Annotated in this window: 23 protein-coding genes; 18 read left to right on the top strand and 5 right to left on the bottom strand. The window is 40.0% G+C overall.

Annotation, left to right across the window (positions count from 1 at the left end; genetic code table 11):
• The first annotated feature begins 57 nt into the window (after positions 1-57).
• The 12 genes from ABD682_RS02340 to ABD682_RS02285 all read left to right on the top strand — a co-directional run bounded on the left by ABD682_RS02340 (position 58) and on the right by ABD682_RS02285 (position 9,752).
• The gene (locus tag ABD682_RS02340) at positions 58-1,866 is read left to right on the top strand and encodes a tetratricopeptide repeat protein (RefSeq protein ID WP_344738590.1); all 1,809 of its coding nucleotides are present in this window, start codon (positions 58-60) and stop codon (positions 1,864-1,866) included.
• A gap of 24 nt (positions 1,867-1,890) precedes the next feature.
• Entirely contained in the window at positions 1,891-2,214 is a 324-nt protein-coding gene (locus tag ABD682_RS02335) for a DUF4286 family protein (protein WP_344738588.1), read from the top strand.
• 3 nt (positions 2,215-2,217) lie between these two features.
• Positions 2,218-2,991, top strand: a complete 774-nt coding sequence (gene rsmA / locus ABD682_RS02330) for a 16S rRNA (adenine(1518)-N(6)/adenine(1519)-N(6))-dimethyltransferase RsmA (protein ID WP_344738586.1) — start codon at positions 2,218-2,220, stop codon at positions 2,989-2,991.
• Positions 2,992-3,009: 18 nt separating this feature from the next.
• Entirely contained in the window at positions 3,010-4,383 is a 1,374-nt protein-coding gene (gene mgtE, locus ABD682_RS02325) for a magnesium transporter (protein ID WP_344738584.1), read from the top strand.
• Between the two features lie 266 nt (positions 4,384-4,649).
• Positions 4,650-5,585: a 2-hydroxyacid dehydrogenase gene (locus tag ABD682_RS02320; RefSeq protein WP_344738582.1), complete on the top strand. Its 936-nt coding sequence runs from the start codon at positions 4,650-4,652 to the stop codon at positions 5,583-5,585.
• A 27-nt stretch (positions 5,586-5,612) separates the two neighbouring features.
• Positions 5,613-6,068 (top strand): DUF1801 domain-containing protein, encoded by a 456-nt coding sequence (locus ABD682_RS02315; RefSeq protein WP_344738580.1) that lies wholly within the window; start codon positions 5,613-5,615, stop codon positions 6,066-6,068.
• Between the two features lie 23 nt (positions 6,069-6,091).
• Positions 6,092-6,463, top strand: a complete 372-nt coding sequence (locus tag ABD682_RS02310; RefSeq protein WP_344738578.1) for a VOC family protein — start codon at positions 6,092-6,094, stop codon at positions 6,461-6,463.
• An 83-nt stretch (positions 6,464-6,546) separates the two neighbouring features.
• A complete protein-coding gene (locus ABD682_RS02305; protein ID WP_344738576.1) occupies positions 6,547-7,311 on the top strand; it encodes a sulfite exporter TauE/SafE family protein in 765 nt (254 codons plus the stop codon).
• A gap of 681 nt (positions 7,312-7,992) precedes the next feature.
• Complete coding sequence (locus tag ABD682_RS02300; RefSeq protein WP_344738574.1) at positions 7,993-8,352, top strand: TM2 domain-containing protein; 360 nt, start codon at positions 7,993-7,995, stop codon at positions 8,350-8,352.
• An 86-nt stretch (positions 8,353-8,438) separates the two neighbouring features.
• On the top strand, positions 8,439-8,762 hold the full coding sequence (locus ABD682_RS02295; RefSeq protein WP_344738572.1) for an ArsR/SmtB family transcription factor: 324 nt from the start codon (positions 8,439-8,441) through the stop codon (positions 8,760-8,762).
• Positions 8,763-8,808: 46 nt separating this feature from the next.
• Positions 8,809-9,306, top strand: coding sequence for a DUF6428 family protein (locus tag ABD682_RS02290; RefSeq protein WP_344738570.1), 498 nt, complete (start codon positions 8,809-8,811; stop codon positions 9,304-9,306).
• 20 nt (positions 9,307-9,326) lie between these two features.
• Positions 9,327-9,752 (top strand): arsenate reductase ArsC, encoded by a 426-nt coding sequence (locus tag ABD682_RS02285; RefSeq protein WP_344738567.1) that lies wholly within the window; start codon positions 9,327-9,329, stop codon positions 9,750-9,752.
• Here the strand turns inward: ABD682_RS02285 and ABD682_RS02280 are convergent.
• Genes ABD682_RS02280 through ABD682_RS02270 form a run of 3 tightly spaced genes read right to left on the bottom strand, consistent with a single transcriptional unit; the run spans position 9,749 to position 13,343 of the window.
• The gene (locus tag ABD682_RS02280; protein ID WP_344738565.1) at positions 9,749-11,575 is read right to left on the bottom strand and encodes a GNAT family N-acyltransferase; all 1,827 of its coding nucleotides are present in this window, start codon (positions 11,573-11,575) and stop codon (positions 9,749-9,751) included. The genes ABD682_RS02285 and ABD682_RS02280 overlap by 4 nt on opposite strands.
• Positions 11,576-11,598: 23 nt before the next feature.
• Entirely contained in the window at positions 11,599-12,864 is a 1,266-nt protein-coding gene (locus tag ABD682_RS02275; RefSeq protein ID WP_344738563.1) for an aspartate kinase, read from the bottom strand.
• Positions 12,864-13,343 (bottom strand): GNAT family N-acetyltransferase, encoded by a 480-nt coding sequence (locus tag ABD682_RS02270; protein WP_344738561.1) that lies wholly within the window; start codon positions 13,341-13,343, stop codon positions 12,864-12,866. The genes ABD682_RS02275 and ABD682_RS02270 overlap by 1 nt, the downstream gene beginning before the upstream one ends.
• A gap of 121 nt (positions 13,344-13,464) precedes the next feature.
• Here ABD682_RS02270 and fbp point away from each other — a divergent pair, with 121 nt between their 5' ends.
• Positions 13,465-14,472: a class 1 fructose-bisphosphatase gene (fbp, locus tag ABD682_RS02265; RefSeq protein ID WP_344738559.1), complete on the top strand. Its 1,008-nt coding sequence runs from the start codon at positions 13,465-13,467 to the stop codon at positions 14,470-14,472.
• Between the two features lie 56 nt (positions 14,473-14,528).
• Here the strand turns inward: fbp and ABD682_RS02260 are convergent, their stop codons facing one another.
• Both ABD682_RS02260 and gltB read right to left on the bottom strand, forming a co-directional pair.
• Positions 14,529-15,992 carry a glutamate synthase subunit beta gene (locus tag ABD682_RS02260; protein ID WP_344738556.1) on the bottom strand — a complete coding sequence of 488 codons (1,464 nt, stop codon included), beginning with the start codon at positions 15,990-15,992 and terminating at the stop codon, positions 14,529-14,531.
• Positions 15,993-15,996: 4 nt separating this feature from the next.
• The gene (gene gltB, locus ABD682_RS02255) at positions 15,997-20,511 is read right to left on the bottom strand and encodes a glutamate synthase large subunit (protein WP_344738554.1); all 4,515 of its coding nucleotides are present in this window, start codon (positions 20,509-20,511) and stop codon (positions 15,997-15,999) included.
• Between the two features lie 461 nt (positions 20,512-20,972).
• On the opposite strand from gltB, the gene ABD682_RS02250 reads away from it, so the two are divergent.
• From ABD682_RS02250 to ABD682_RS02230, 5 genes are all read left to right on the top strand, one after another.
• Positions 20,973-21,983 carry an outer membrane beta-barrel protein gene (locus ABD682_RS02250; protein ID WP_344738552.1) on the top strand — a complete coding sequence of 337 codons (1,011 nt, stop codon included), beginning with the start codon at positions 20,973-20,975 and terminating at the stop codon, positions 21,981-21,983.
• A 35-nt stretch (positions 21,984-22,018) separates the two neighbouring features.
• A complete protein-coding gene (locus ABD682_RS02245; RefSeq protein ID WP_344738550.1) occupies positions 22,019-22,357 on the top strand; it encodes a P-II family nitrogen regulator in 339 nt (112 codons plus the stop codon).
• 29 nt (positions 22,358-22,386) lie between these two features.
• Positions 22,387-23,631 carry an ammonium transporter gene (locus tag ABD682_RS02240; RefSeq protein WP_344738548.1) on the top strand — a complete coding sequence of 415 codons (1,245 nt, stop codon included), beginning with the start codon at positions 22,387-22,389 and terminating at the stop codon, positions 23,629-23,631.
• 145 nt (positions 23,632-23,776) lie between these two features.
• Positions 23,777-24,115, top strand: a complete 339-nt coding sequence (locus ABD682_RS02235) for a P-II family nitrogen regulator (RefSeq protein ID WP_344738546.1) — start codon at positions 23,777-23,779, stop codon at positions 24,113-24,115.
• A 30-nt stretch (positions 24,116-24,145) separates the two neighbouring features.
• Entirely contained in the window at positions 24,146-25,357 is a 1,212-nt protein-coding gene (locus ABD682_RS02230; protein WP_344738544.1) for an ammonium transporter, read from the top strand.
• The last annotated feature ends 59 nt before the right edge of the window (positions 25,358-25,416 follow it).

The raw sequence follows: 25,416 nt of genomic DNA, 5'->3' as shown, positions 1-25,416 counted from the left end.
TTTTGGTTGGTTAGTGCCCGAATTTTATTCGGGCATTTTTTTTGTACTTATTTTTCAATGGCTACGATTCACAATTGTTATATTTACAATATGAAATCCCTGATCTTAATATGTTGTTTGATGGTAAGCCTCGGTTTTGCGCAAGAAGATCGATTGGCTCAAACCTATTTTGATAATGGCGATTATGCCAAAGCGGCCCTGGAATATGAAAAGCTGTACAGTGAGCGCCCTAATAACATCAATTATATAGAGGCCTTAATTGATACTTACCAACAACTCGAGGAATACAAAAAAGCAGAAGACTTTATTAATAAGCTCATAAAACGTGTGCCTTATCCCGGCTTTTATGTGTATTTAGGACACAATTATCAACTTCAGGGGAATCAGGATCAAGCTGATTTTTATTATGATGAAGCCATTAAAAGTATAGAAACGGGCGTAAATAATGTGTACGGGGTTACCCGAGCCTTCAAAAAATATGCATTAATAGACCAAACCATTTCTGTATTTGAAAAAGCGATGGAGATTAATCCCGATTTTAATTTCAATTTACAGTTAGCGCAATTATACGGTGAGAAGGGAGACCTGCAAAAAATGTTTGATAGCTATCTGGATTTTGCCGATAAAAATCCGGTGTCTAAAAGCACTGTTAAACGGGCACTAAACGATTTTATTTCTGAGGATCCGGAAAGTGAGAACAATCAGTTATTCCGGAAAACATTGCTGAAGAAAATGCAACAAACGCCTAAGATCTTATGGAACGAAATGCTTAGTTGGCTCTTCATTCAACAAAAAGAATACAACAAGGCGTTCATTCAGGAAAAGGCAATTTTTAAACGGCAACCGGAAAACTTATTCCTTATTGAGGATCTTGCGGATATCGCAGCGGATGACGGTGATACCGAAAGTGCAAAAGGTATATACAAGTATTTGTCTGAAACAGCACAGGATGTCGATACCAAACTGAATGCCGAATATCATTTATTGCAACTTGAGGTTAGAGAGAATGATCCTTCCCTTTATGAGTCGATCAATAAAAAATATACAGCCTTGCTGGATGAATTTGGGCGGTATCAACAAACGCTGAGATTACAAATAGCTTACGCCCATTTTTTGGCTTTCCATCTTAATAAAACGGAGCAGGCCACAAAGCTTCTGGAAACTGCGTTAGACCTTCCGCTTCGAGAGCAAGAAAAAGCTGAAGTAAAAATGGAATTGGGCGATATTTTGGTATTGGAAGAACGTTTCAATAAAGCCTTGATCTATTTCACACAAATTCAGCGAAGCTTAAAAAATAGTGAGATCGCACAAGAGGCGCGCTTCAAAGTAGCAAAGACCAGTTATTATAAAGGCGATTTTAAATGGGCTGAAGCACAGCTTAATATTTTAAAAGCTTCAACCTCACAACTCATGGCCAATGATGCTTTGGAATTAAAATTAATGATCTCCGACAATAAGTATGAGGACTCCACACAAACGGCCTTAAAATTATATGCGAAAGCTGATCTGCGCCATTTTCAAAACAAGCCAAAAGAAGCTGTTGCGCTACTCGATAAGATCATTAATGAACACAAAACTGAACCTATAGTTGCTCAGGCGCTTTATAAACAGGCACAGTTATTCGAAGCGCAAAAAAAGTATTCTGATGCTGCGAATAATTACCAGTTGGTTATCGATAATTACCGCGATGGTATTTTAGCTGATGATGCCTTATATCATTTAGCCAAGCTTTATGATGGGATTTTAAATCAACCTGAAAAAGCTAAAACACTTTACGAACAGATCCTTTTTGATCACGCGGATAGTATTTATCTTGTTGAAGCCCGAAAACGCTACAGAGCCATGCGTGGCGATCTGGTAAATTAATTCACTAAAAACGAAACAAGAATTATGATCATATATAATGTTACAGTAAATATTGACCCTTCCATCCACGAGGAGTGGTTGGTTTGGATCAAAGAACATATTCCACAGGTATTAGGAACCGGAAAATTTGATCGGGCTACCTTTACCCGGGTTTTGGTAGACGATAATTCCGGAGCATTCACGTATTCCATTCAGTATCGTGCGCATTCGCGTAAAGCCCTGGAGGAGTATTATGAAAATCATGCTGAAGGACTCCGTAAAGCCGGAGCGGAAAAATTTGCCGATAAGATGTTGGCCTTTAGAACAGAACTGGAATTTATTGATGAGTACAGTGTCAATTTCGACTAAACCATGAGCGTTAGAGCCAAAAAACATTTAGGACAACATTTTTTAACGGATGAATCGGTGGCTGAACGGATTGCCGATAGCCTGAGTTTAGAAGGTTATGAGCATGTTCTGGAAATTGGTCCCGGCATGGGCGTACTTACCAAATACCTGTTGGAAAAAGACACCACTACCCATGTTATCGAGATCGATACGGAATCCGTAGATTATCTTAAAGCGCATTATCTCAAGTTGGCGCCACGGATCATTGAAAAGGATTTCTTAAAGTTCGATCTGAATAGCGTTTTTAAAGGAGAACCCTTTGCTATTATTGGGAATTTCCCATACAATATTTCTTCTCAGATCGTTTTTAAAGCCTTGGAATTACGGGATCAGGTTCCTGAATTTGCAGGGATGTTTCAAAAGGAAGTTGCCCAGCGCATTTGTTCAAAAGAAGGGAATAAGGTCTATGGCATTTTATCTGTGTTAACACAGGCATTTTATGACGCAGAATATTTGTTTACGGTACCTCCGGGAAAATTCAATCCGCCACCGAAAGTTGATTCCGGCGTTTTAAAACTTACCAGAAAAGCCCATTTTAAACTGCCTTGCGACGAAGCTTTATTCTTCAGAACCGTGAAAACCGCTTTTCAACAACGGAGAAAAACGATTCGTAACAGTTTAAAAACATTCAATTTATCTGATAATTTAAAAGCAAGTAGTATATTTGGCAAACGACCGGAACAATTAAGCGTTTCAGAGTTTATCGAACTCACGCAATCCATCGAAACCGATAGTTAAACTTTTAAATCTTTCCTTTTGTCAGAAGAAAACGAAAACATAGGATTCGAACTTACTGATGAGCTTCTCGAGCAGGTTCGGCAGTTGGTAGAGGAACAGAACGATAAAGAACTTCAAAAATTTCTTGAAGAGTTCCACTATGCAGATATTGCAGAAATTCTGGACGACCTTAATCTGGAAGAGGCCATTTATGTGATCAAGTTACTTGATTCTGAAACCACGGCCGATATCCTAATGGAGCTCGATGAAGACAATCGGGAAAAAGTTTTAAGGAATCTGTCTGCGAAAGAAATTGCTGAAGAGGTTGAAGAACTTGACACCGATGACGCAGCCGATATTATTGCTGAACTTCCGGAAGAACGCCGCCATGAGGTAATTTCGAACATCATAGATGAGGAACACAAGGCCATCATCAAAGAATTATTACTCTATGATGAAGATACGGCCGGTGGACTTATGGCTAAAGAGCTTGTAAAAGTTTACGAAACCTGGACGGTTGCCGGCTGTATGCGACGCATTCGCGGACAGGCTAAAGATGTAACCCGCGTGCATTCCATTTATGTGGTCGATAAGAACGAACGGCTTATTGGTCGATTATCTTTAAAAGATCTAATTACCGCGAAAAGCGAACAAAAAATAGCTGAGATCTCTAATTCCAACGTGGATTCGGTAAATGTTCACGACGAGGCTGAAGATGTAGTGCGTATCATGCAAAAATACGATTTGGAAGCCATCCCTGTAGTTGATGACGACCAGGTATTACTAGGTCGCATTACTATTGATGATATTGTGGATGTAATGAAAGAGGAAGCTGAAAAAGATTATCAACTGGCAGCCGGTATTACCGGTGATGTTGAGGCCGACGATACCATTTGGCGACTTACAAAAGCACGACTTCCCTGGTTACTCATTGGGATGTTTGGCGGTATTGGTGCGGCGAGTATTATTAACGGTTTCAGTGGCGCTTTTCAAAAGTTTCCCATCCTGCTTATTTTTATTCCACTCATTCAGGCAACGGCCGGTAATGTAGGAGTACAATCCTCTGCCATAGTTGTGCAAGGTCTGGCCAACGACACTATCGATGGTAAGATTTTCAGTCGCTTATTCAAAGAATTCATTCTTGCTTTGGTCAACGGACTGGCTATTTCCATCATCGTTCTAGGCATCAGTCACTTTATTTTCCACACCTCTTATTTCGAGTCGCTCACTATTTGTGTTGCTCTGGTTACGGTGATCATTATGGCAGCTATTATTGGAACCTTTATTCCTATTTTTCTCGATAAACGTGGCGTTGATGCCGCGGTGGCTACAGGACCTTTCATAACTACGAGTAACGATGTATTCGGTATTTTTATTTATTTTTTGATAGCAAAAATGATTCTTGGGTTTTAAATTATTTTTTGGGCGTTACCCTGCGGGTCGGGCTATCCGCTACAAGTCCTCGCTCGTACCTCGCTGTGGGCTTTCCACTGCTATCCCTAACGCGCGCTTCTTTGCATAGTTCATTGCTAGCATTAGCGAAGCAATCTGTTTCAAAAGATTACCACGTCGCAAGCTCCTCGTAATGACGTTCCATTTTGTCCTGGCAACCAATTTGTCATTCCCGCGAAGGCGGGAATCTGTAAAAAGATTGTAATTTTACAGTCTAAAATACAAGCATGAAGATCCTCCATCTCGATACCAATCACCCATTATTGCTGGAACAACTCAAAGACCTGGGATTTACCAACCACGAGGATTACACCAGTTCAAAAGAAGCCATTGAAGCCAAAATAGCCGATTACGACGGGATCATTATCCGCAGTCGCTTCACTATCGATAAAACCTTTTTAGATGCTGCCAAAAACCTAAAATTCATTGGTAGAGTAGGTGCAGGTGTAGAAAACATCGATGGGGATTACGCCCGTAAAAAAGGCGTAACTTTGATCGCAGCGCCGGAAGGCAATCGCAATGCTGTTGGCGAGCATACACTGGGGATGATTCTTTCACTTTTCAATAAATTCAATAAGGCCGATCATGAAGTGCGTTCCGGAAAATGGTTGCGCGAAGATAACCGCGGGATCGAACTTGATGGCAAAACAGTAGGCATCATCGGTTACGGAAATATGGGCAATGCTTTTGCGAAAAAACTACAGGGTTTTGACGTTGAGGTTTTGTGTTACGACATTAAACCTCATGTGGGAAACAGCTTTGCACGTCAGGTAAGTTTGGAGGAATTCCAGAAAAAGGTGGATGTGGTAAGTTTACACACACCGCAAACACCGCTCACTATGAATATGATCAATTCAGAATTCATCAACGGATGTACTAAACCGTTTTGGTTTTTCAATACCGCCCGCGGGAAAAGTGTGGTTACCGCCGATCTGGTTTCAGCCCTAAAATCCGGAAAGATCCTCGGTGCGGGACTTGACGTTTTGGAATACGAAAAAGTCTCCTTCGAAAGTTTGTTTGCTTCTGAGATGCCTGAAGCTTTTCAATATCTTATTCAGGCTGAAAATGTATTGCTTACCCCGCATGTAGCCGGTTGGACGGTGGAAAGTAAAATAAAACTTGCCCAAACCATCGTTGATAAGATCAAAGAAAAATTTTGCTAAATTAGTGGAAATCAATCCGCTGATATTATGCCAGACACTTTAGCTTCCGTCGAAGACTACATCCAAAAATCCCGCGAGGAGCGCCAGGTTGTACTTCAAAAACTTCGAAAAGTCATAACATCTAATTTACCCAAAGGTTTTGAAGAAGGGATCCAGTATAAAATGATCGGTTATTATGTTCCGCATAGTTTGTATCCCGCCGGTTATCATTGTAACCCTAAAGAACCGCTGCCATTTTTAAATCTGGCGTCTCAAAAAAACTCGGTCAATCTGTATCACATGGGGATTTATACCGATAAAAACTTGCACGATTGGTTTGTGAGCGAATATCCTAAGCATTCCAAAACGAAACTAGATATGGGGAAAAGCTGTATTCGTTTTAAGAAATTAGATCAGATTCCGTACGGTCTTTTGGCCGAATTATTTCAAAAAATAACACCTCAGGACTGGATTGCCACTTATGAAAAGGTCATCAAAAAATAGTAATCAACTAAAATACAAACGATATGAAGTTAGGAGCATTTTCAATGAGTTTAAGCGTAAAGGATCTAGAGATTTCAAAGAATTTTTATGAAACCTTAGGCTTTTCGGTGTATGCCGGGCAGCCCGAAAAAAATTACCTTATCATGAAAAATGGCAATGCCTTGATCGGATTGTTTCAAGGCATGTTCGAGCAAAATATCATCACTTTTAACCCGGGTTGGGATGAAAACGCCAATCCGGTTAACCCATTCGATGATGTTCGCGAAATTCAAAAACATTTAAAGAAAAACAACCTTAAACTGGAACGCGAAGCAGATGAAACCACTTCAGGCCCTGCAAGTGTAGTGCTATTCGACCCGGATGGCAATACGATTCTCATCGACCAGCATGTTTAATTTAAAAAACTGAGGTAATAAAATAGAACTTTGGGAGCCTGTCCATAGCGCTTTTTTGTAACTTTGCCAGCAAAATTAAGCATTTGGCTTTCACAGAAATTCTTCAATCTTATCATTTAAGCATTTTACAATGGGTGGCTATGGGTCTGGCTTTTTTCATCCTCGGAATTGCCAAAGCCGGGATTAAAGGATTCGGTACTATTATCGTAGTCATTTTAGCCTTCGTATTTCACGAAAAAGCCTCCACCGGGATTTTGTTACCCATGCTGGTAGCCGGCGATATTATGGCGGTTACCTTTTATAACCGACATGCCAAATGGGATTATATCTGGAAATTGGTACCCTGGATGGCTGGTGGTGTGTTACTGGGTGTGTGGATCGGGAATAGCATTTCAGAGGCCGTGTTCAAGCGACTAATGGCCATAATTATCATCGGATCGGTTGTCGCAATGTTCTTTACCGAGATCCGAAAATCCAATGCTGTACCTAAAAATAAATGGTTCGCCCGAGTGTCCGGATTCACGGCAGGTTTTACTACCATGGTAGGTAATTTAGCCGGGCCTATCGCCAATATTTACTTTTTGGCCATGCGTTTCCCAAAAAACGAATTTATAGGAACCGCCGCCTGGGTGTTCTTTATCATTAATATATTCAAATTACCTTTTCACGTATTCGTTTGGCACACCATCGACACTCATAGTTTTATGTTAAATCTGGTTATGCTGCCCGTGGTTATCATCGGGTTTTTAATAGGAGCCCAGATCGTAAAACGCATTTCTAACCTCAGTTACCGCAGGTTTATTTTAGTGGTAACGGCCATTGGTGGTTTAGTGTTATTATTCAGATAAATTTCTATTACTTTTTTTTGGGCGTTACCCTCCGGGTCGGGCTATCCGCTGCAAGTCCGCGCTCGTGCCTCGCTGTGGGCTTTCCGCTACTATCCCTAACGCAGGCCTTAACTACCAGTGAAGTGAAGCAATCTGTTTCATGAGATTACCACGTCGCAAAGCTCCTCGTAATGACGTTCCATTTTGTCCTGCCAACCAATTTGCCGCCCCCGCGGAGGCGGGAATCTTATTGTTAATGCGTATGAAGTAAAGTAGTCTGTTTCATGAGATTACCACGTCGCAAAGCTCCTCGTAATGACGTTCCATTTTGTCCTGCCAACCAATTTGCCGCCCCCGCGAAGGCGAGAATCTTATTGTTAATGCGTATGAAGTAAAGTAGTCTGTTTCATGAGATTACCACGTCGCAAAGCTCCTCGTAATGACGTTCCATTTTGTCCTGCCAACCAATTTGCCGTCCCCGCGAAGGCGGGAATCTTATTGTTAATGCGTGTGAAGTGAAGTAGTCTGATTCATGAGATTACCACGTCGCAAAGCTCCTCGTAATGACGTTTCGATCCGTCGTTGCGAGCGTAGTGAAGCAACCTCACACGCGCTGATTACCATGATACCCTGAATGACCTAAGGTTTCATAGGATTTTATTTTTTACTACTTTTAAAACATCAATTAACAAATCAAATACTATGGCAGAAAAAAACAACTTGGAAGACGACATCAATAAAATGGCTGATGAAGCGAAGACTACCGCTTCAGAGTTTGCGCAAGGCGCTAAAGAAACCTTCGCCTCGGAGGACAATAAAAAAGTATTAGCAGGAGTTTTGGCTATTCTTTTAGGTGCATTAGGAATACATAAGTTTATCCTAGGGTATACTAAAGAAGGTGTGATTATGCTTGTCGCTACATTGGTTCTTACCGTTTTTACTTGTGGTATAGCGGGTTGGCTTATGGGTGTTATCGGTTTGATCGAAGGCATTATTTACCTTACCAAATCTGACGCGGATTTTTACAACACCTATCAGGTAGGTAAAAAGCCCTGGTTCTAAAAAACTAAAAAAAGTAAAAATGAAAGTTTTTACTTTTTTAATTTATTTTAATATCGTAATATTGCGATATATAAATAATAGAAGCTATGGGACTCACAAAAACCCAGATATTTACGGAAAATCAAAACGACCTGGCACAATTCTTTAAGGTGCTCGGGCATCCTGCCCGAATTGCGATCCTACAGCACATCAGTGCTCAAGACGCCTGTATTTGTAACGACCTCGTAGAAGAGATTGGTTTAGCTCAGGCCACTATTTCTCAACATTTAAAAGAACTCAAAAGTATCGGATTGCTTAAAGGAGATATCGAGGGGAAACGGATGTGCTATTGTATCGATGTTGATCGCTGGAATACGATTCAGGAACAACTCAATAGCTTTTTTAATACAACAAAATCGAATTGTTGTTAGTCGGTTATCCTTCCGCGACAGCGATAAATCAAAAAATATTTAGATCATGAAAACACACGAATTTTTAAGCTTTTTAGAGCAACATAAGAACAAAAGCCTTTTGTTTGAATATGCTCCAAACGCCTTTGTTGGCCATAATTATCACATCACTGAAGTGAAACATATCCATATTGATTCCGTGGATTGTGGCGCCCAAGCTGATACCTGGAATGAAACGGTTATCCAGCTTTGGGAGAGTCCGCAGGAACGCGATACAAAAGACGCGATGAGCGTTTATAAAGCCATGGGAATCCTGAATAAAGTGGCGCGTATCAAATCTTTCGATCTTGAGGCCGAAATAAAATTTGAATATGGTAACACTACGTTTCACACAGCGCAACTATTTGTTAACGATTTTGAAATACAAGGGGACCATTTAATCATTAAACTTGCCGTGCAGAAAACGGATTGTAAAGCCAAAGAAGCCTGCGGAATTGCGGAACCAGAAGCAATAGCGGCTGGTAAAGCTGAACCGTGTTGCGAACCTGGAGGTAATTGTTGTTAAGTCCATTTAAAAATCTATAGATGAAAAATATTTTAGTGTTATGCACGGGAAACTCTTGTAGAAGTCAGATGGCACATGGCTATCTGGCGGATTTTTTGAAAGATCAGGACGTGACTGTTTACAGCGCGGGTATTGAAACGCATGGTTTGAACCCCGGAGCCCTGGCTATTATGAAAGAAGATGGTTTGAATATTTCAACACATACCTCAAATCATGTGGATGAATATGCGAACGTTGATTTTGATTACATCATTACGGTTTGTGATCATGCCAACGAGAATTGTCCGTATATCCCAAGTAAAAATGCGCTACGGTTACACCATAATTTTTTCGATCCTTCTAAGGTTATCGGAACAGAAGAAGAAAAACACGAAGCCTTTTTGAAAGCTCGGGAAGAGATCAAGGGCTATTTTAAGAATTTTGTAGAAAAGTATTTCGCGGCCTAGCTTCCGTTCTTATCCGCAAACTTACGTTCCAGTTCGGCCTGGAATTCTTCCATTACAGGGCGTACGGTACTTTCCGGAAGGTCTGCTATTTTAATATACATCAAACCATCTACAGAATTATTGAACAGCGGGTCTACGTTGAAGGCTACGAGTTTTGCATTTTGTTTGATGTATTTTTTCAATAACACGGGCAGGCGTAAAGCTCCCGGCTCGATTTCATCAATGAACTTATCAAATTTAACAAGGTCAGCTTCAGCTTCGTCAAAAACAAAATCCTTATCGGCATCCTTGAGTTTTACTTTGAATTCCTTTTTAGGCCGAACATATTGTGCGATATATGGATCGTAGTAATGTGATTTCATAAACTCGACCATCAATGATTTTGAAAAGTTGGTGAATTGGTTACTGATACTCACCCCACCAATAAGATATTTATGCTCCGGGTAACGCAAGGTGGTATGCACAATACCTTTCCAAAGTAAAAACAAAGGCATCGGTTTTTGCTGATATTCTTTAATGATGAAAGCGCGTCCCATCTCTATGGACTGACTCATCATTTTATAAAGTTCCGGTTCAAAACGGAACAGGTCCTGCAAATAAAATCCGTCGATCCCATAACGTTCAAAGATCTTGGAGCCCAGACCCATGCGATAAGCTCCTGCAATTAATTTCCGCTCATTATCCCACAGGAACATGTGATGGTAATAGGTGTCGAAAGAATCCAGATCGATAGCTTCGTTAGTTCCTTCTCCCACTTCACGGAAAGTAATTTCCCGAAGGCGCCCGATTTCCTGAAGAATATTCGGGATGTGATCAGCAGGCGCAAGGAATACCTCATAATTTTTACTTTCCAGTAATCTGAAATCGCCTTTATACAGTGCTTCCACCTCTTTTTCCATAAGTTCCGATGGAACCTTAGTCACAATGCGTTTTGGACTTTTGGGAGCTTTTAAGGTTGAGGTTATATTTTCGAATAATTTTTTATTGTCGAAGGAATTGGACAGCATATAGGTCTTACGGCGCAAGAAATCACAGAAACCATCAATATCCGGAAATTCTCTTTGATCATCAACGGAAATAGGACGCCCGATCCGTACTTTTATAACACGGCGTTTTTGAGTAAGAAGTTCCGAGGGTAATTTTGCAGTTCGGAAAATATCGCTGATGCGAGATAGTTTATAAAACAAGCGGCTGTTCTTGGCGTGAAAATAAATAGGTACCACAGGAACCTCGGCTTTTTTGATCAGTTTGATAGCGGCTTCTTCCCAGGGGCGATCCACAACCAGTTTTCCATCACGATATGTAGATACTTCCCCCGCAGGGAAAATTCCAAGCGGATGTCCTTCACGTAAATGCGTTATAGCACTTTTAAAACCGGACACACTTGATTTCACATCCTTACGATCTTCAAACGGATTTACCGGCATGATAAAAGGAATTAAAGGTTCGATCCGGTGCAATAAAAAGTTGGCGATGATCTTGAAATCGTTGCGCTTTTCCAGCATTAATTTCAACAATAAAATACCATCAATACCACCCAAAGGATGGTTGGAAATGGTAATATAAGGGCCGTCTTTAGGTAAGCGTTTTAGATCTTCTTCAGGAATTTCAAAACGAATTTCAAAATCATCCAAAAGGGCATTTAAAAATTCAAGATCTTCCAAATGTTTATTCCGTTTGTAAATGCGGTTCAAGGTAGAGATCTTGAGTAACTTCATTAACAGCCACCCTATGAAAGTTCCAATAAATCCATATTTGTCTAATTGTATGGCTTTGGCAACTTCTTTGGCACTAACAAGTCCTGTATCTTGCTGTTTGGTCATGACTGTAAATGTACTAAAATGTTTTATTTTGTTACTAATTGAATGGTTTCCGGGGTTAATTGTTTTAATAACAAGGTTTTACCCTTTTCAATATCACTAATGGTCTTATCGGTGTAATGCCTAATCGTGTAAAGTGAGACGTTTTCATAACAATTTACCTTGAATTTTGCTTTTAGTTCCTGAAGCAGATCTTCCAAGTTTTCATAGATATCTTCAAAGCAAACAGAAAAGCTGATGGCGGAGTTTTGGATGGCATCTACCTTCATTTTATATTGATGTAATAAATTGAAAATATGACTGATATTCTCTTCTACGATATAAGAAAAATCCAAAGAGGATAAGGAAATTAATACCTGATTTCTTTTTAATATAAAGCAGGGTGTTTGCGGATCGAGCTTTGGATCTTTACTAATTCTTGTTCCGGGGAATTCCGGGTGTAAAAACGATTTTACAAACAACGGAATTTCTTTGCGCTGTAATGGCTGTAGGGTTTTAGGGTGAATTACGGTTGCCCCGTAAAATGCCAATTCGATAGCCTCGCGATAGGAGATACTATTTAGCAATTGCGCATTTTCAAAGTAACGCGGATCAGCATTTAGAACGCCTTCCACATCTTTCCAAATCGTGACGCTTTCAGCATTCAAACAATAGGCAAAAATAGCTGCGGTATAATCACTTCCTTCACGGCCTAGAGTGGTGGTAAAATTATTAGGATCGCTACCTAAAAACCCCTGCGTTATATTTAAAACCTTAGGATCTATTCCTTTTTTAATATTTTTTTGCGTAGCCTCCCAATCCACGTTGGCACGCCGGTAATAACTATCGGTTTTGATCAATGGACGGACATCGATCCAGTTATTTTTTAAACCTATCTCATTGAGATAAGCACTTACAATGGTGGTAGAAACCAGCTCTCCAAATCCAACAACCTGATCGTATACAAAGTTGTAATCCGGCGATTTATTACTTTTTAATATAGCTGCTAATTCGTTGAATAAAGCGTCAACTTTTTTAAAAATAGGGTGTGTTTCAGAACTTGAATCATTGGTGTCGAATAACGCCATTATGATGGTATTATGGAATTTTTTTACCTCCTGAAGACTACTTTGCAGGGCCTTTTTATTTTGAAAGTAATCCTGTACTACCTGCTCCAAAGCGTTGGTTGTTTTTCCCATGGCAGAAACCACGATCAGGGTATTCTTATAGTCTACGGTTTTTAAAACCCGAACTAAATTTTTTACGCCCTGGGCATCCTTTACGGAAGCACCACCAAATTTGAAGATCTGCATTATATATTCGACATGTAATTTTTTATACCCTGTTCATCCAGATGGACCACGTTCCAATCACGTTTCACATCGGCGCCTTTATTTTCATAGAATTCAATGGCCGGTGTATTCCAATCTAAAACTTCCCAATTGATACGTTTTACACCTAATTGGTGACCATACTGTATTACCGTATCCAGAAGGGCGGTGCCCAAACCATGACCACGAGCCGCCTCGCTTACAATAAGATCTTCCAGGTGCAAAACCTTTCCTTTCCAGGTAGAGTACCTAAAATATACGAGGGCAATGGCTTTTATAGATTGATCGACTTCGGCAACAAAACATTCAAACTGTTTATGGTCTCCAAAACCATCATTTTCAAGGTCTTCAAGGGTAACTTCAACAGCATCGGGTTCTTTTTCAAAAACAGCAAGTTCATGAATAAGATCCAATACTGCAGGCATATCTGATTTTTCAGCTTTTCTAATATGATAGGTCATACTTATTTTTTATGATACCAAATATAACCCAATCTAAAATATTTTTTGTCATTTTTTCTTTACGAAAACGTTGTAGTTAGTCAAAAAATAGAAGATATTTGCACAACCAAACTACAATCTCATGACGCATAAAAAACAAACCTTAGGGGAATTCATTATTGAACATCAGGCATCCTTTAAGTATTCTTCCGGCGAATTATCCAGTTTAATTAACTCTATTCGATTAGCAGCTAAAGTGGTTAACCACGAAGTGAATAAAGCTGGTTTAGTTGATATTATCGGGCAATTTGGAGAAACGAATATACAGGGCGAAGACCAGCAAAAATTGGATGTTTACGCTAATAACAAGTTTATTCAAACCATGACTAACCGGAATATTGTTTGTGGTATTGCCAGTGAAGAGGAGGACGATTTTATTTCCATCAACAGCCAGGATGAAAAACATCAAAATAAATATGTGGTTTTGATCGATCCGTTGGATGGTTCTACCAATATCGATGTTAATGTTTCTGTTGGAACCATTTTTTCTATTTACAGACGTATAACACCGATCGGAACTCCGGTAACGATTGATGATTTTTTACAGAAAGGGAGTCAGCAGGTAGCGGCAGGTTATATTGTTTATGGAACTTCTACCATGCTGGTTTATACCACTGGCGACGGTGTTAATGGTTTTACACTGAATCCTGCTATAGGCTCGTTTTATCTATCGCATCCGGATATGGAATTCCCTGAAGACGGTAATATTTATTCAGTGAATGAAGGCAATTATCTGGATTTCCCTTTGGGGATAAAAAAGTATATTAAGTACTGCCAGATGGAGGAGGACGAACGCCCTTATACGTCGCGATATATTGGCTCATTGGTTTCTGATTTCCATAGAAATATGATCAAGGGCGGTATCTATTTATATCCAAAGAGTACCAAAAACCCAAACGGGAAACTTCGGTTATTATACGAATGTAACCCGATGGCCTTCCTTGCTGAACAGGCCAAAGGTAAAGCGAGTGATGGCTTTACGCGAATTTTAGACATTCAACCAACAGAACTTCATCAAAGGGTTCCTTTTATTTGTGGCAGTAAAAATATGGTTGAAAAAGCTGAAGAATTTATGCGGGAATTTCAATAGAAAAAGCGACCATTTCTGATCGCTTTTATCACCATTTATTTCCAGAGTATATAATTTTATAAGGCTACAAGATCGCCTGTCATATCTTTTGAAGGCAGATCTGATTTACCCATCAAAAAGATATCTACTTGTCTTGCTGCTTCACGACCTTCTGAAATGGCCCAAACAATTAGAGACTGTCCGCGACGCATATCGCCGGCCGTAAAAATGTTTGGTATATTGGTTTGATATTTTCCATATTCCGCTTTATAATTAGAGCGGGTATCGGTTTCAATACCTAATTTATCAGCTAAGGTGCTTTCCGGACCTGTAAATCCCAGTGCTAACAGGGCAAGATCACAAGGCCAGATCTTTTCAGTTCCGGGAACTTCAACAAGTTGAGGTCGTCCACCGGGAACCGTTTTCCATTCTACGTTTACCGTTTTTAAAGCGGTCAATTTGCCTTTATCATCTGTAATGAATTCCTTAGTATTTATTAACCAATTGCGCTCTACACCTTCTTCATGTGATGAAGAGGTTTTTAGTTGTAATGGCCAATACGGCCAAGGTGTTGTTGGCGAACGATGCCCGGGAGGTTTGGGCATAATTTCAAAATTCACCACCGATTTTGCTCCGTGACGATTTGAAGTTCCAATACAATCCGAACCGGTATCTCCACCCCCAATAACAATCACGTTTTTATCAGTCGCTTTAATTTGGTTTTCAACTTTCTTACCAAATAACACTTTGGTTTGCTGAGTTAAAAAGTCCATCGCCTGAACCACACCATCGGCATCAATGCCCGGAGTTGGAAGGCTACGTCGTTCAGTGGCACCGCCACAAAGAACAATAGCATCAAAAGCTTGTAATTTTTCCACATCGTAATTAACACCAACATTAACATTGGTTTCGAATTTGATGCCTTCAGCCTGAAGTATTGCGAGTCGGCGATCAATAATCTCTTTTTCCATTTTGAAGTTCGGAATACCGTAGCGTAAAAGACCTCCGATTTCATCATCACGTTCAAAAACAGTTACGGTATGGCCGGCTCTGTTCAGTTGTTGCGCAGCTGCTAAGCCTGCCGGACCGGAGCCCACGACAGCAACCGTTTTATCTGTGCGTTCTTTAGGTGGTTGTGGTTTGATCCATCCTTCCTTAAAGGCGCGCTCTACAATGTTTTTTTCAATATTTTCTATCGAAACAGGGTCTTCAATAATTCCCAGAACACAAGATTTTTCACAAGGAGCAGGACATAGTCGCCCGGTAAATTCCGGAAAGTTATTCGTGGAATGTAAAATCCATGAGGCTTTTTGCCATTCGCCCTGATGTACCATGTGATTAAAATCCGGTATCAAGTTTCCAAGGGGGCAACCGCTATGGCAAAATGGAATACCACAATCCATGCAGCGAGAACCTTGTTTTGATACCTCTTCCGGTTTCATCGGAATGGTAAATTCTTTATAGTTTTTCACCCGCTCTTCAACAGGAGCGTAGTGCTCATCTTCTCTTTCAAATTCTTTAAATCCAGTTACTTTTCCCATGATCTTATGCGGTTGTTAATTCTTCCACCATTGGTTCTTCATTTTCAATACGCTCTAAAGCACGTTTGAATTCTGTTGGCATCACTTTCACGAAGTTTTTCAAACTTGTATCCCAATCAGATAGTAATCGTTCTGCCAAATGACTATTGGTATATAATTTATGATTTTCAATAAGCCCTTTCATTTCTTTGGCATCGTCTTCGGTGATGGTTTCAAATTCGATACTTTCCATGTTACAAAGGCCGTTTACGAACTTCTTGTTCGGATCGTAAACATAGGCAATACCACCACTCATACCGGCGGCAAAATTACGTCCGGTTTTACCAAGAACCACCACACGACCACCGGTCATGTATTCACAACAATGGTCGCCAACACCTTCTACAACGGCGCGTGCCCCGGAGTTTCGAACAGCAAAACGCTCCCCTGCAATACCGTTAATATAGGCTTCACCCTGAATAGCACCGAACAAACAAACATTACCAACAATAATATTCTCTTCGGCAATAAAGGTGGCGCCTTCCGGTTTTTTCACAATGATTTTTGCTCCGGATAAACTCTTACCTAAATAGTCATTGGTGTTTCCTGAAAGCGTAAAACTTAAGCCATGAGCTCCGAAAGCTCCGAAACTTTGTCCTGCTGATCCTGTGAAATTAAGATTCAGAGTGTCTTCAGGTAAGCCCAAGTGACCGTAAATTTTAGAAATCTCGTTACTCACAATAGCACCAACAGTACGATTGACATTGCGAATAGGATATTCTAGCGTCATTTTTTCTTTGCGGTACAAGGCGCGGTGAGAATCTTTCAATATGGTGAAATCCAGAACATTTTCAAGATGATGTTCTTGCTTTTCTGTATTTCTAACCGTCATTTGGCTGTATGCTGACGGACGGTGTAAAATGCCTGAAAGATCTAAACCTTTGGCTTTATAGTGTTTTATGGCTTTGTTCGCATTGATCTTATGTGTTTGACCTACCATTTCAGCAAGCGTTCTGAAACCTAATTGTGCCATGATACCCCGCAATTCTTCAGCAATGTAGTAGAAGAAATTGATCACATGTTCTGGGGTTCCTTTAAAATTCTTACGTAGCTCCTTGTCTTGCGTAGCAATACCTACGGGGCAGGTATTTAAATGGCATTTACGCATCATGATACAACCTGAAGCTACCAGAGGAGCCGTGGCAAAACCAAATTCTTCAGCGCCAAGTAAAGCGGCAATAGCCACGTCGCGTCCTGTTTTTAACTGACCGTCACATTCTACTACGATACGACTTCTTAAATTGTTAAGAACCAGCGTTTGCTGAGCTTCGGACAAACCAAGTTCCCAGGGCAAACCGGCGTGTTTCAACGAAGTTAAAGGCGATGCTCCGGTTCCTCCGTCGTAACCGGAAATAAGAACCACATCGGCTTTTGCTTTTGCAACTCCGGCGGCAATAGTTCCAACACCAACTTCGGAAACTAATTTCACATTAATTCGCGCATCTCGATTAGCATTTTTCAGGTCAAAAATAAGCTGTGCTAAATCTTCAATAGAATAAATATCGTGATGTGGTGGTGGTGAAATTAATCCAACAAAAGGCGTTGAATTACGGGCAGCGGCAATCCATGGCAATACTTTTTCACCGGGAAGTTGCCCGCCTTCACCAGGTTTCGCACCTTGTGCCATTTTAATTTGAATTTCTCTGGCATTCGTTAAATAATGTGACGTTACACCAAATCGGCCTGAGGCTACCTGCTTAATGGCTGAGTTACGGCTATCGCCATTCATATCCGGATGGAAGCGTTTACGATCTTCACCACCTTCGCCGGAATTGGATTTTCCGCCAATACGATTCATCGCGATGGCCAGATTTTCATGTGCCTCCCGGGAAATAGATCCGTAAGACATCGCGCCTGTTTTGAAACGCTTTACAATTTCGGTCCAGGGTTCTACCTGCTCAATAGGAATCGGGTCTAAATTATCAAACTCAAATAAACCACGAATGGTCATTAGGTTTTCAGATTGTTCATTTATGGCCTTGGCATATACATCATAACTTTTTTGATCGCTCAACCTTACAGCTTGCTGTAATTTCGCAACTGTAGTAGGGTTAAACATGTGGCGTTCACCATTTCGTCTCCAACGATAATCGCCACCAATATTCAAGCCTAAACGTTTGTCGATGGCATTATCCGGGTAGGCGTATTTGTAGCGTTCCGTAATTTCTTTTTCAATTTCATACAAGCCAATACCTTCAATTCTTGAAGCTGTATAAGGGAAGTATTTTTCAACAAATTGAGAATTAAAGCCAACGATCTCGAAGATCTGGGAACCACGATAGGAGTGGAGGGTAGAAATCCCGATCTTATTCATGATCTTCAACAATCCCTTTCCGATAGCTTTGTTGAAATTATCCACGGCTTTTTGTTCATCCATACCGGTTATGAAACCTTCTTTAACCTGCATTCTGATGATCTCGTTTACCATATAAGGGTTGATGGCACTGGCACCATAACCAAATAAGGTAGCAAAATGATGCGGTTCACGAGGTTCTGCAGATTCGATGATGATATCGAAATAGGAACGCTTGCGTAAACGGTTCATTTGATGATTAACATACGAACAGGCTAATAGCGCAGGTATTGGAGCGAACTCTTTGTTCACACCGCGGTCGGACAAAATGATAATATTTGTTTTACGAGCCAGGGCATTTTCAACCTGTTTGATAATATCTTCCAGGGCATCCTCCAATCCATTTAAACCATTGGCTTTCTTATACAGAATTTCAATGGTCTCTGCTTTAAAACTATCTATCTCAATGGTTCTGATCTTTTCCAGATCGGCATTTGATATCACCGGATTTTGAATGCGTAGTTTGCGACATTGTCTATCGGTAATACTAAAAATATTGCGGTCTTTACCTAGATTCAAACTAATGTCGGTTACAATTTCTTCACGGATACCATCCAATGGCGGATTGGTAACCTGAGCGAACAATTGTTTAAAATAATTGGAAATAATTTGTGGTTTATCCGAAAGCACCGCTAACGGCGTATCGGTTCCCATGGAGCCCAAAGCTTCTTTACCATTAACCGCCATCGGGGTAATGACTTCCTGAATATCTTCAAAAGTATAATTGAATAAACGCTGACGTGTTTTAATATCTATGGTTTCAATCGGGCAGGTAGTATTTGTATACGGCACTTCTTTTAAATGCAAGCGCGATTTATCCAGCCATTTCTTGTAAGGACGTTCGGATACAATTTTATCCTTGATCTCCTCGTCTTCAATAATTCGGCCTTCATTCATATCAACCAGGAACATTTTCCCCGGTTCCAATCGACCATGTTTTTCGATGTCTTCCGGTGGTAAATCAACCACACCAATTTCAGAAGACATGATAATTTTACCACTTTTTGTTACCGTATATCGGGATGGTCTCAAGCCGTTTCTATCTAATAAAGCGCCGATATAATCACCATCAGTGAAAGGTATAGACGCAGGCCCGTCCCAGGGCTCCATAATACAGGCATTATACTCGTAAAACGCTTTACGATCTTCGGACATGGTATTGTGCTTTTCCCAGGCTTCGGGAATCATCATCATCATGATTTCCGGTAAGGATCGTCCGGTATGTAATAATAATTCAACAACCATATCCATGGATGCAGAATCTGATTTTCCGGGTAAAATGATAGGAAATAATTTTTCGATCTGCGGACCAAAAACATCACTTTTCATGATCTCCTCGCGCACACGCATACGACTTACATTACCCCGAAGCGTGTTGATCTCACCATTTTGACACATGTAGCGAAATGGTTGAGCGAGCTCCCAAGTAGGCATGGTGTTGGTTGAGAAGCGTTGATGCACTAAAGCTAAACGCGTTACCAGATCGATCTGTTGAAGATCGGTATAATAAGGACCAATATCTTCAGGCATGATAATGCCTTTATATATTAAGGTGGTTGTTGATAAACTGGGGATATAAAAATAGCTGCTTTCAGAAATTTTAGAATTTCTAATGGTGTGTTCTGTTATTTTACGAGCAGCATACAGTTTGGCTTTAAATGTGGCATCGTCAATATCTTCTGTTTTTCCTATGAAGATCTGTTCAATAGTAGGTTCACTTGCCAATGCGATTTCTCCGAGATGCGAAGAGTCTACAGGTACTTTTCTCCAACCTAAAACCTTCAACCCTTGAAGGGTAACTTCTTTTTCAAAGATGGTTTTACAAAACTCGTGTTGATTAGGTATTTTGGGTAAGAAAACCATACCAACAGCATAGGCTCTGGGTGCGGGTAAACTAAAATCGCAAACGCGTACAAAATAGTCGTGTGGAATATCAATTAAAAGACCGGCGCCATCACCTGTTTTTCCATCGGCACTAACGCCACCCCGGTGCTCTAATTTCACCAGTATTTCCAAGGCGTCATGGATGATTTGATTTGTTTTCTCACCCTTGAGATTACAAATAAACCCAGCCCCACAATTTTCATGTTCAAATTCAGGCAAATAAAGTCCTTGTTTCTTCAGCATAATCAACAAATTAATGAGTTAAAATTTGAGTTGAAGGATAAAGATAGAACCTTGTTTATGAATTACAATGGAGGCAATTTCATTATTTCGATTTTTTAAGTTAAGTGAAGTTTAAAATGTTTTTCTAATAATATATAGGCCATTTATTATTAAATATTCAATAAGGAATTTTCAATAGGAAATAAAGAAATGTGAATTTAAAGCAGGAAATCATTTAAATCTTAGAAATAATAGCAGTAAAAAATCCAGAAAACTGACAATAATTCAATTTTTAAGTTTGTAGAAATAACAAAAAATCTAAATAATTTGTTAATACCTCTAAAAAAATAGGGGTAAAAATGAAATATCAATAAAAGTAAGTCATTAACCCCCAAAATTTATGGGGGTTAAAAGTTTTTAATATAGATTTACCCCGTTCGAATTGATAACTAACAAAAAATTAATAACTAAAATTGAACATTATGAAGAAAATTTTAACACTCTCAATGCTTTTAGTTGCAACTACCCTATTTGCCCAGGAAGAAGAAAAATCTGCTTTGTCAGTAAGTGGTAGTGTCGATGCCTATTATCAAACCTATTTAACTGCTCCTGACAATGAAGGTGCTACTTTTGGTACTGCTTTTGCCGGAAAGTCTGGTTTCGCTCTTGGTATGGCTAATCTTATTGTATCCTATGAAGGTGAAAAAGTAGGTGCTGTACTTGATTTAGTAACTGGACCAAGAGGTGCAGGTGCTACTTTTAATACTGACATTGTTGACGGTATTGTAAATCAAGCTTATGTTTATTGGAATGTATCTGAAGGTACTACCTTAACATTTGGTAGATGGAATACTTTCTTAGGCTATGAGGTAATCGCACCAGCCGGTAATTTTAACTACAGCTGTTCATACCTTTTTTCCAGTGGTCCTTTTTCTCACATGGGTTTAAAGGCTGACTTTACACTAGGAGATGATTTTAGCTTAATGTTAGCGGTAACCAATCCTTGGGATACTAACGACGTTTCTTTCACAGGAGAATATGCTCTTGGAGCTCAATTAGGATACTCAGGTCAATTCCTTAATCTATATTATGACAGTGGTAAACATGGTGGTCTAGGTTTTGAAATTGATTATACAGGAGGATTTGACTTAACTGACTCTTTCTATCTAGGAATCAATGCTGCATATAATGATAATGATGGTTCAGGATTTTATGGCGCTGCATTATACCCGCAGATAGCTACTTCTGATGATTTCAGTATTGGTTTAAGAGGGGAGTACTTTGTTTTACACGGAGGACCAGTAGAGCCAAGTGCGCTAGGTTTAACCTTAACAGGAAGTTATACAGTAGAAAATTTAATCATTAAGCCCGAAATAAGATTAGATTCTTTAACAGATGCTACTGGTGGTTTATACGGAACGTTTATTAACAATGATGGTGTTCCATCTGATAGCTTAGCTGCATTTACTTTAGCAGCGATCTACTCGTTCTAAAAAAATCTTAATTAAATAAAACACATATCATTATTATGAAGAAAATTGAAGCAATAGTCAGAAAATCAAAATACCGTGAGGTAAAAGAAGCTCTTCATGGTGTAGGAGTAAACTTTTTCTCTTACTGGGATGTTACCGGATTAGGAAATGAAAAGGAAGGTCATGTTTATCGCGGAATCTCTTACAGCACCAGTGATATTCAGCGCCGATATTTATCCATCGTAGTTAACGATGACTTCGCCGAAAAAACTATCAAGGCTATTCTTGAGTCTGGTGCCACCGGTGACGTAGGAGATGGAAAGATTTTCGTATCGGATATACTGGAATCGTACCGAATCAGAACTGGAGAAAAAGGTGGTGACACTCTAAAATAATAAAACAACTAAAAATAATTTAAGAAATTATGGAAGAAGTAGTAAAAGGAATAGAAAACATCAATGGTGTTTTAGACATCCTATGGATCTTAGTAGCTGGTATATTAGTATTCTTTATGCAAGCAGGATTCACACTCGTAGAAACTGGATTCACCAGATCTAAGAACACAATTAACATTGTAATGAAGAACTTAATGGACCTCTGTATAGGGTCACTTGGGTTCTGGTTAATCGGATATACGTTAATGTATGGAGATGATTTAGGATCTTTTATAGGAATCCCAACCTTGTTTTACAATGCTCCCGGAGAAATGCATAACCTGTTTTTTCAAACCGTATTCTGCGCCACGGCAGCTACGATCGTATCCGGAGCTATTGCTGAGAGAACTAAATTCTCAACCTATTTAATTTTCTCTTTTATCATGACCGTACTTATATATCCTGTTTCAGGCCACTGGGTATGGCAAGGTGATGGTTGGTTAACCGACCTGGGATTTATTGATTTTGCAGGATCAACAGTAGTACACTCTGTAGGAGGATGGGCTGCATTAATTGCTGCGGCATTGGTAGGTCCGCGAATTGGAAAATATTCAGCCGATGGAAAATCAAATGCAATTCCGGGTCACAGTATCTTATTTGGAGCCCTGGGGGTATTCATCCTGTGGTTAGGATGGTTCGGATTTAACGGTGGTTCAGAGTTGGCTATTAATGGTGAAAGTGCTAATCATGTTTCTAACATCATCATCACAACCAATTTAGCTGCAGCAGCAGGTGCTATGGCTTCATTATTTTTAACCTGGGCAAAATACGGAAAGCCTGATGCCTCTATGACCTTAAACGGTGCTCTAGCCGGATTGGTTGGTATTACTGCCGGTTGTGCCGCTGTTGACAATTACGGTGCTGTAATTATCGGATTGATCTGTGGTATCGTTGTAGTTTACTCTATTGAGTTTGTTGATAAAAAACTTAAAGTTGATGACCCGGTAGGAGCGGTTTCTGTTCACGGTGTTTGCGGTGCTCTGGGAACGCTTTTAGTTGGTGTTTTCGCTCTTGATGGTGGCTTAGTTTATGGCGGAGGATTTGGACAATTAGGTGTTCAGGCTGCCGGTGTATTCGGTATCGGAGCATGGTCATTAATCACCTCATTTATTGTTTTATTCATTCTTAAGAAAACTATCGGACTTCGCGTTTCTGAGAAGGAAGAAGTTGAAGGACTTGACATCCATGAACATGGTATGGAAGCTTATCCTGATTTCAGATTGAATGAACACTAAGCTATTTAATCTTTAGTTTTATCTTAATTATATTGAAGAAAGCCCGCCCTGTGCGGGCTTCTTTTTTTGTTCTATTATTAAAAGCCTCACAGGATTTTCAAAATATTTTTTTCTTATTTTTAGTTTCTAACAAAATATAATGATCATGAAAAAAATTGAAGCGATTATCAGAAAATCCAAGTATCGCGAGGTAAAAGAGGCCTTGCATACCGTTGGTGTAAACTTTTTTTCCTACTGGGATGTTACCGGAGTTGGAAATGAAAAAGAAGGTCATGTTTATCGGGGTATCTCTTACAGCACCAGCGATATTCAGCGCCGCTTTTTATCCATTGTTGTTAATGACGACTTTGAAAAAACCACAATTGATGCCATCCTCAAATCGGCTGCTACAGGCGATGTTGGCGATGGTAAGATCTTTGTTTCTGATATTAAGGAATCATATCGCATTCGAACGGGTGAAAAAGGAGGCGTCACCCTAAAATAGCTTCTCTAAAATTAACAACTAACTAACATTATGGAATTATTTACAACAAACAATGTATGGATGATGATCTGTACAGCACTCGTGTTTTTTATGCACGCCGGTTTTGCATTTCTCGAGATCGGATTAACAAGACAGAAAAATACGATTAACATTTTATTCAAAAATATTTTTATTATCACCGTTGGGCTGTTGCTCTATTATTTAATTGGCTTCAATTTAATGTATCCCGGAGAATTCAATGGTTATTTAGGATCTATCGTTCCCGGGATCACACCACCTGAAAATGGGATGACGCCCATGTATGCCAATGGTGGATATACCTGGTGGACCGACTTTTTATTCCAGGGGATGTTTGCTGCCACTGCTGCCACCATTGTGTCCGGAGCCGTAGCCGAACGTATTAAAATAGGACCCTTTATGCTTTTTACCATTCTTTATGTAGGACTCATTTACCCAGTTGCAGGTTCCTGGAAATGGGGCGGTGGTTTCCTGGACGATATGGGCTTTTATGATTTTGCAGGTTCTACTTTAGTGCATTCTGTTGGAGGATGGGCAGCTCTGGTTGCTGTTTGGCTTTTAGGACCACGTATCGGAAAATTCAAGGATGGTAAACCTCAGGCGATTCCCGGTCATAATATTCCTTTGGCAACGGCCGGTGTTTTAATTTTATGGTTAGGATGGTTCGGGTTTAACGGAGGCTCCGTTTTATCAGCCGATCCTGAACTTACTTCATTAACTTTGGTAAATACCTGTTTAGCTGCTGCGGCAGGTGGTGTAGTGGCCATGATCACATCGACAATTATGTATAAGAACCTCGATCTTACGATGTTCTTAAATGGTATTCTAGGAGGACTCGTTGGTATTACAGCAGGAGCCGATATAATGTCGCCGGAAACAGCCATTCTTATAGGTGGTTTCGCGGGAATCCTGATCGTACTTGCTGTGGCATTTATTGATAAGATCCATTTGGATGATCCGGTAGGAGCTATTGCAGTTCATTTAATTTGTGGAATCTGGGGAACACTTGCCGTTGGGGTCTTCTCTTCGGAGCATTCGTTCCTTACACAGCTTATAGGCGTACTTTGTTATGGTGCCATTTGTGTCGCATCCTCTTTTGTCATCTTTTTTGTAATGAAGAAAACAATTGGCATTCGCGTTTCGGAAAAAGAAGAACTCGAAGGTCTCGATGTTCACGAACATGGTATGGATGCCTATCCCGACTTCCGTTTGAACGAACATTAATTATAAAGTTCAGTGGATATAAAAAGGGTGTTTCAATTGAAACACCCTTTTTTTTTGGA

Source organism: Gaetbulibacter aestuarii (assembly GCF_039537665.1).
Taxonomy (GTDB): domain Bacteria; phylum Bacteroidota; class Bacteroidia; order Flavobacteriales; family Flavobacteriaceae; genus Gaetbulibacter_A; species Gaetbulibacter_A aestuarii.
Note: the sequence above shows the minus strand (reverse complement) of the source record. Positions and strands in the feature narration are given on the sequence as shown.

Bases quoted from the DNA above. Each gene is read 5' to 3' on its own strand.
- ABD682_RS02240 (WP_344738548.1), top strand. From the start codon at position 22,387: ATGGAAGAAGTAGTAAAAGGAATAGAAAACATCAATGGTGTTTTAGAC.
- ABD682_RS02250 (WP_344738552.1), top strand. From the start codon at position 20,973: ATGAAGAAAATTTTAACACTCTCAATGCTTTTAGTTGCAACTACCCTA.
- ABD682_RS02310 (WP_344738578.1), top strand. From the start codon at position 6,092: ATGAAGTTAGGAGCATTTTCAATGAGTTTAAGCGTAAAGGATCTAGAG.
- ABD682_RS02340 (WP_344738590.1), top strand. From the start codon at position 58: ATGGCTACGATTCACAATTGTTATATTTACAATATGAAATCCCTGATC.
- rsmA (WP_344738586.1), top strand. From the start codon at position 2,218: ATGAGCGTTAGAGCCAAAAAACATTTAGGACAACATTTTTTAACGGAT.
- fbp (WP_344738559.1), top strand. From the start codon at position 13,465: ATGACGCATAAAAAACAAACCTTAGGGGAATTCATTATTGAACATCAG.
- ABD682_RS02245 (WP_344738550.1), top strand. From the start codon at position 22,019: ATGAAGAAAATTGAAGCAATAGTCAGAAAATCAAAATACCGTGAGGTA.
- ABD682_RS02235 (WP_344738546.1), top strand. From the start codon at position 23,777: ATGAAAAAAATTGAAGCGATTATCAGAAAATCCAAGTATCGCGAGGTA.
- ABD682_RS02295 (WP_344738572.1), top strand. From the start codon at position 8,439: ATGGGACTCACAAAAACCCAGATATTTACGGAAAATCAAAACGACCTG.
- gltB (WP_344738554.1), bottom strand. From the start codon at position 20,511: ATGCTGAAGAAACAAGGACTTTATTTGCCTGAATTTGAACATGAAAAT.
- ABD682_RS02320 (WP_344738582.1), top strand. From the start codon at position 4,650: ATGAAGATCCTCCATCTCGATACCAATCACCCATTATTGCTGGAACAA.
- ABD682_RS02285 (WP_344738567.1), top strand. From the start codon at position 9,327: ATGAAAAATATTTTAGTGTTATGCACGGGAAACTCTTGTAGAAGTCAG.
- ABD682_RS02275 (WP_344738563.1), bottom strand. From the start codon at position 12,864: ATGCAGATCTTCAAATTTGGTGGTGCTTCCGTAAAGGATGCCCAGGGC.
- ABD682_RS02280 (WP_344738565.1), bottom strand. From the start codon at position 11,575: ATGACCAAACAGCAAGATACAGGACTTGTTAGTGCCAAAGAAGTTGCC.
- ABD682_RS02260 (WP_344738556.1), bottom strand. From the start codon at position 15,992: ATGGGAAAAGTAACTGGATTTAAAGAATTTGAAAGAGAAGATGAGCAC.
- ABD682_RS02300 (WP_344738574.1), top strand. From the start codon at position 7,993: ATGGCAGAAAAAAACAACTTGGAAGACGACATCAATAAAATGGCTGAT.
- ABD682_RS02315 (WP_344738580.1), top strand. From the start codon at position 5,613: ATGCCAGACACTTTAGCTTCCGTCGAAGACTACATCCAAAAATCCCGC.
- ABD682_RS02270 (WP_344738561.1), bottom strand. From the start codon at position 13,343: ATGACCTATCATATTAGAAAAGCTGAAAAATCAGATATGCCTGCAGTA.
- ABD682_RS02230 (WP_344738544.1), top strand. From the start codon at position 24,146: ATGGAATTATTTACAACAAACAATGTATGGATGATGATCTGTACAGCA.
- ABD682_RS02335 (WP_344738588.1), top strand. From the start codon at position 1,891: ATGATCATATATAATGTTACAGTAAATATTGACCCTTCCATCCACGAG.
- ABD682_RS02290 (WP_344738570.1), top strand. From the start codon at position 8,809: ATGAAAACACACGAATTTTTAAGCTTTTTAGAGCAACATAAGAACAAA.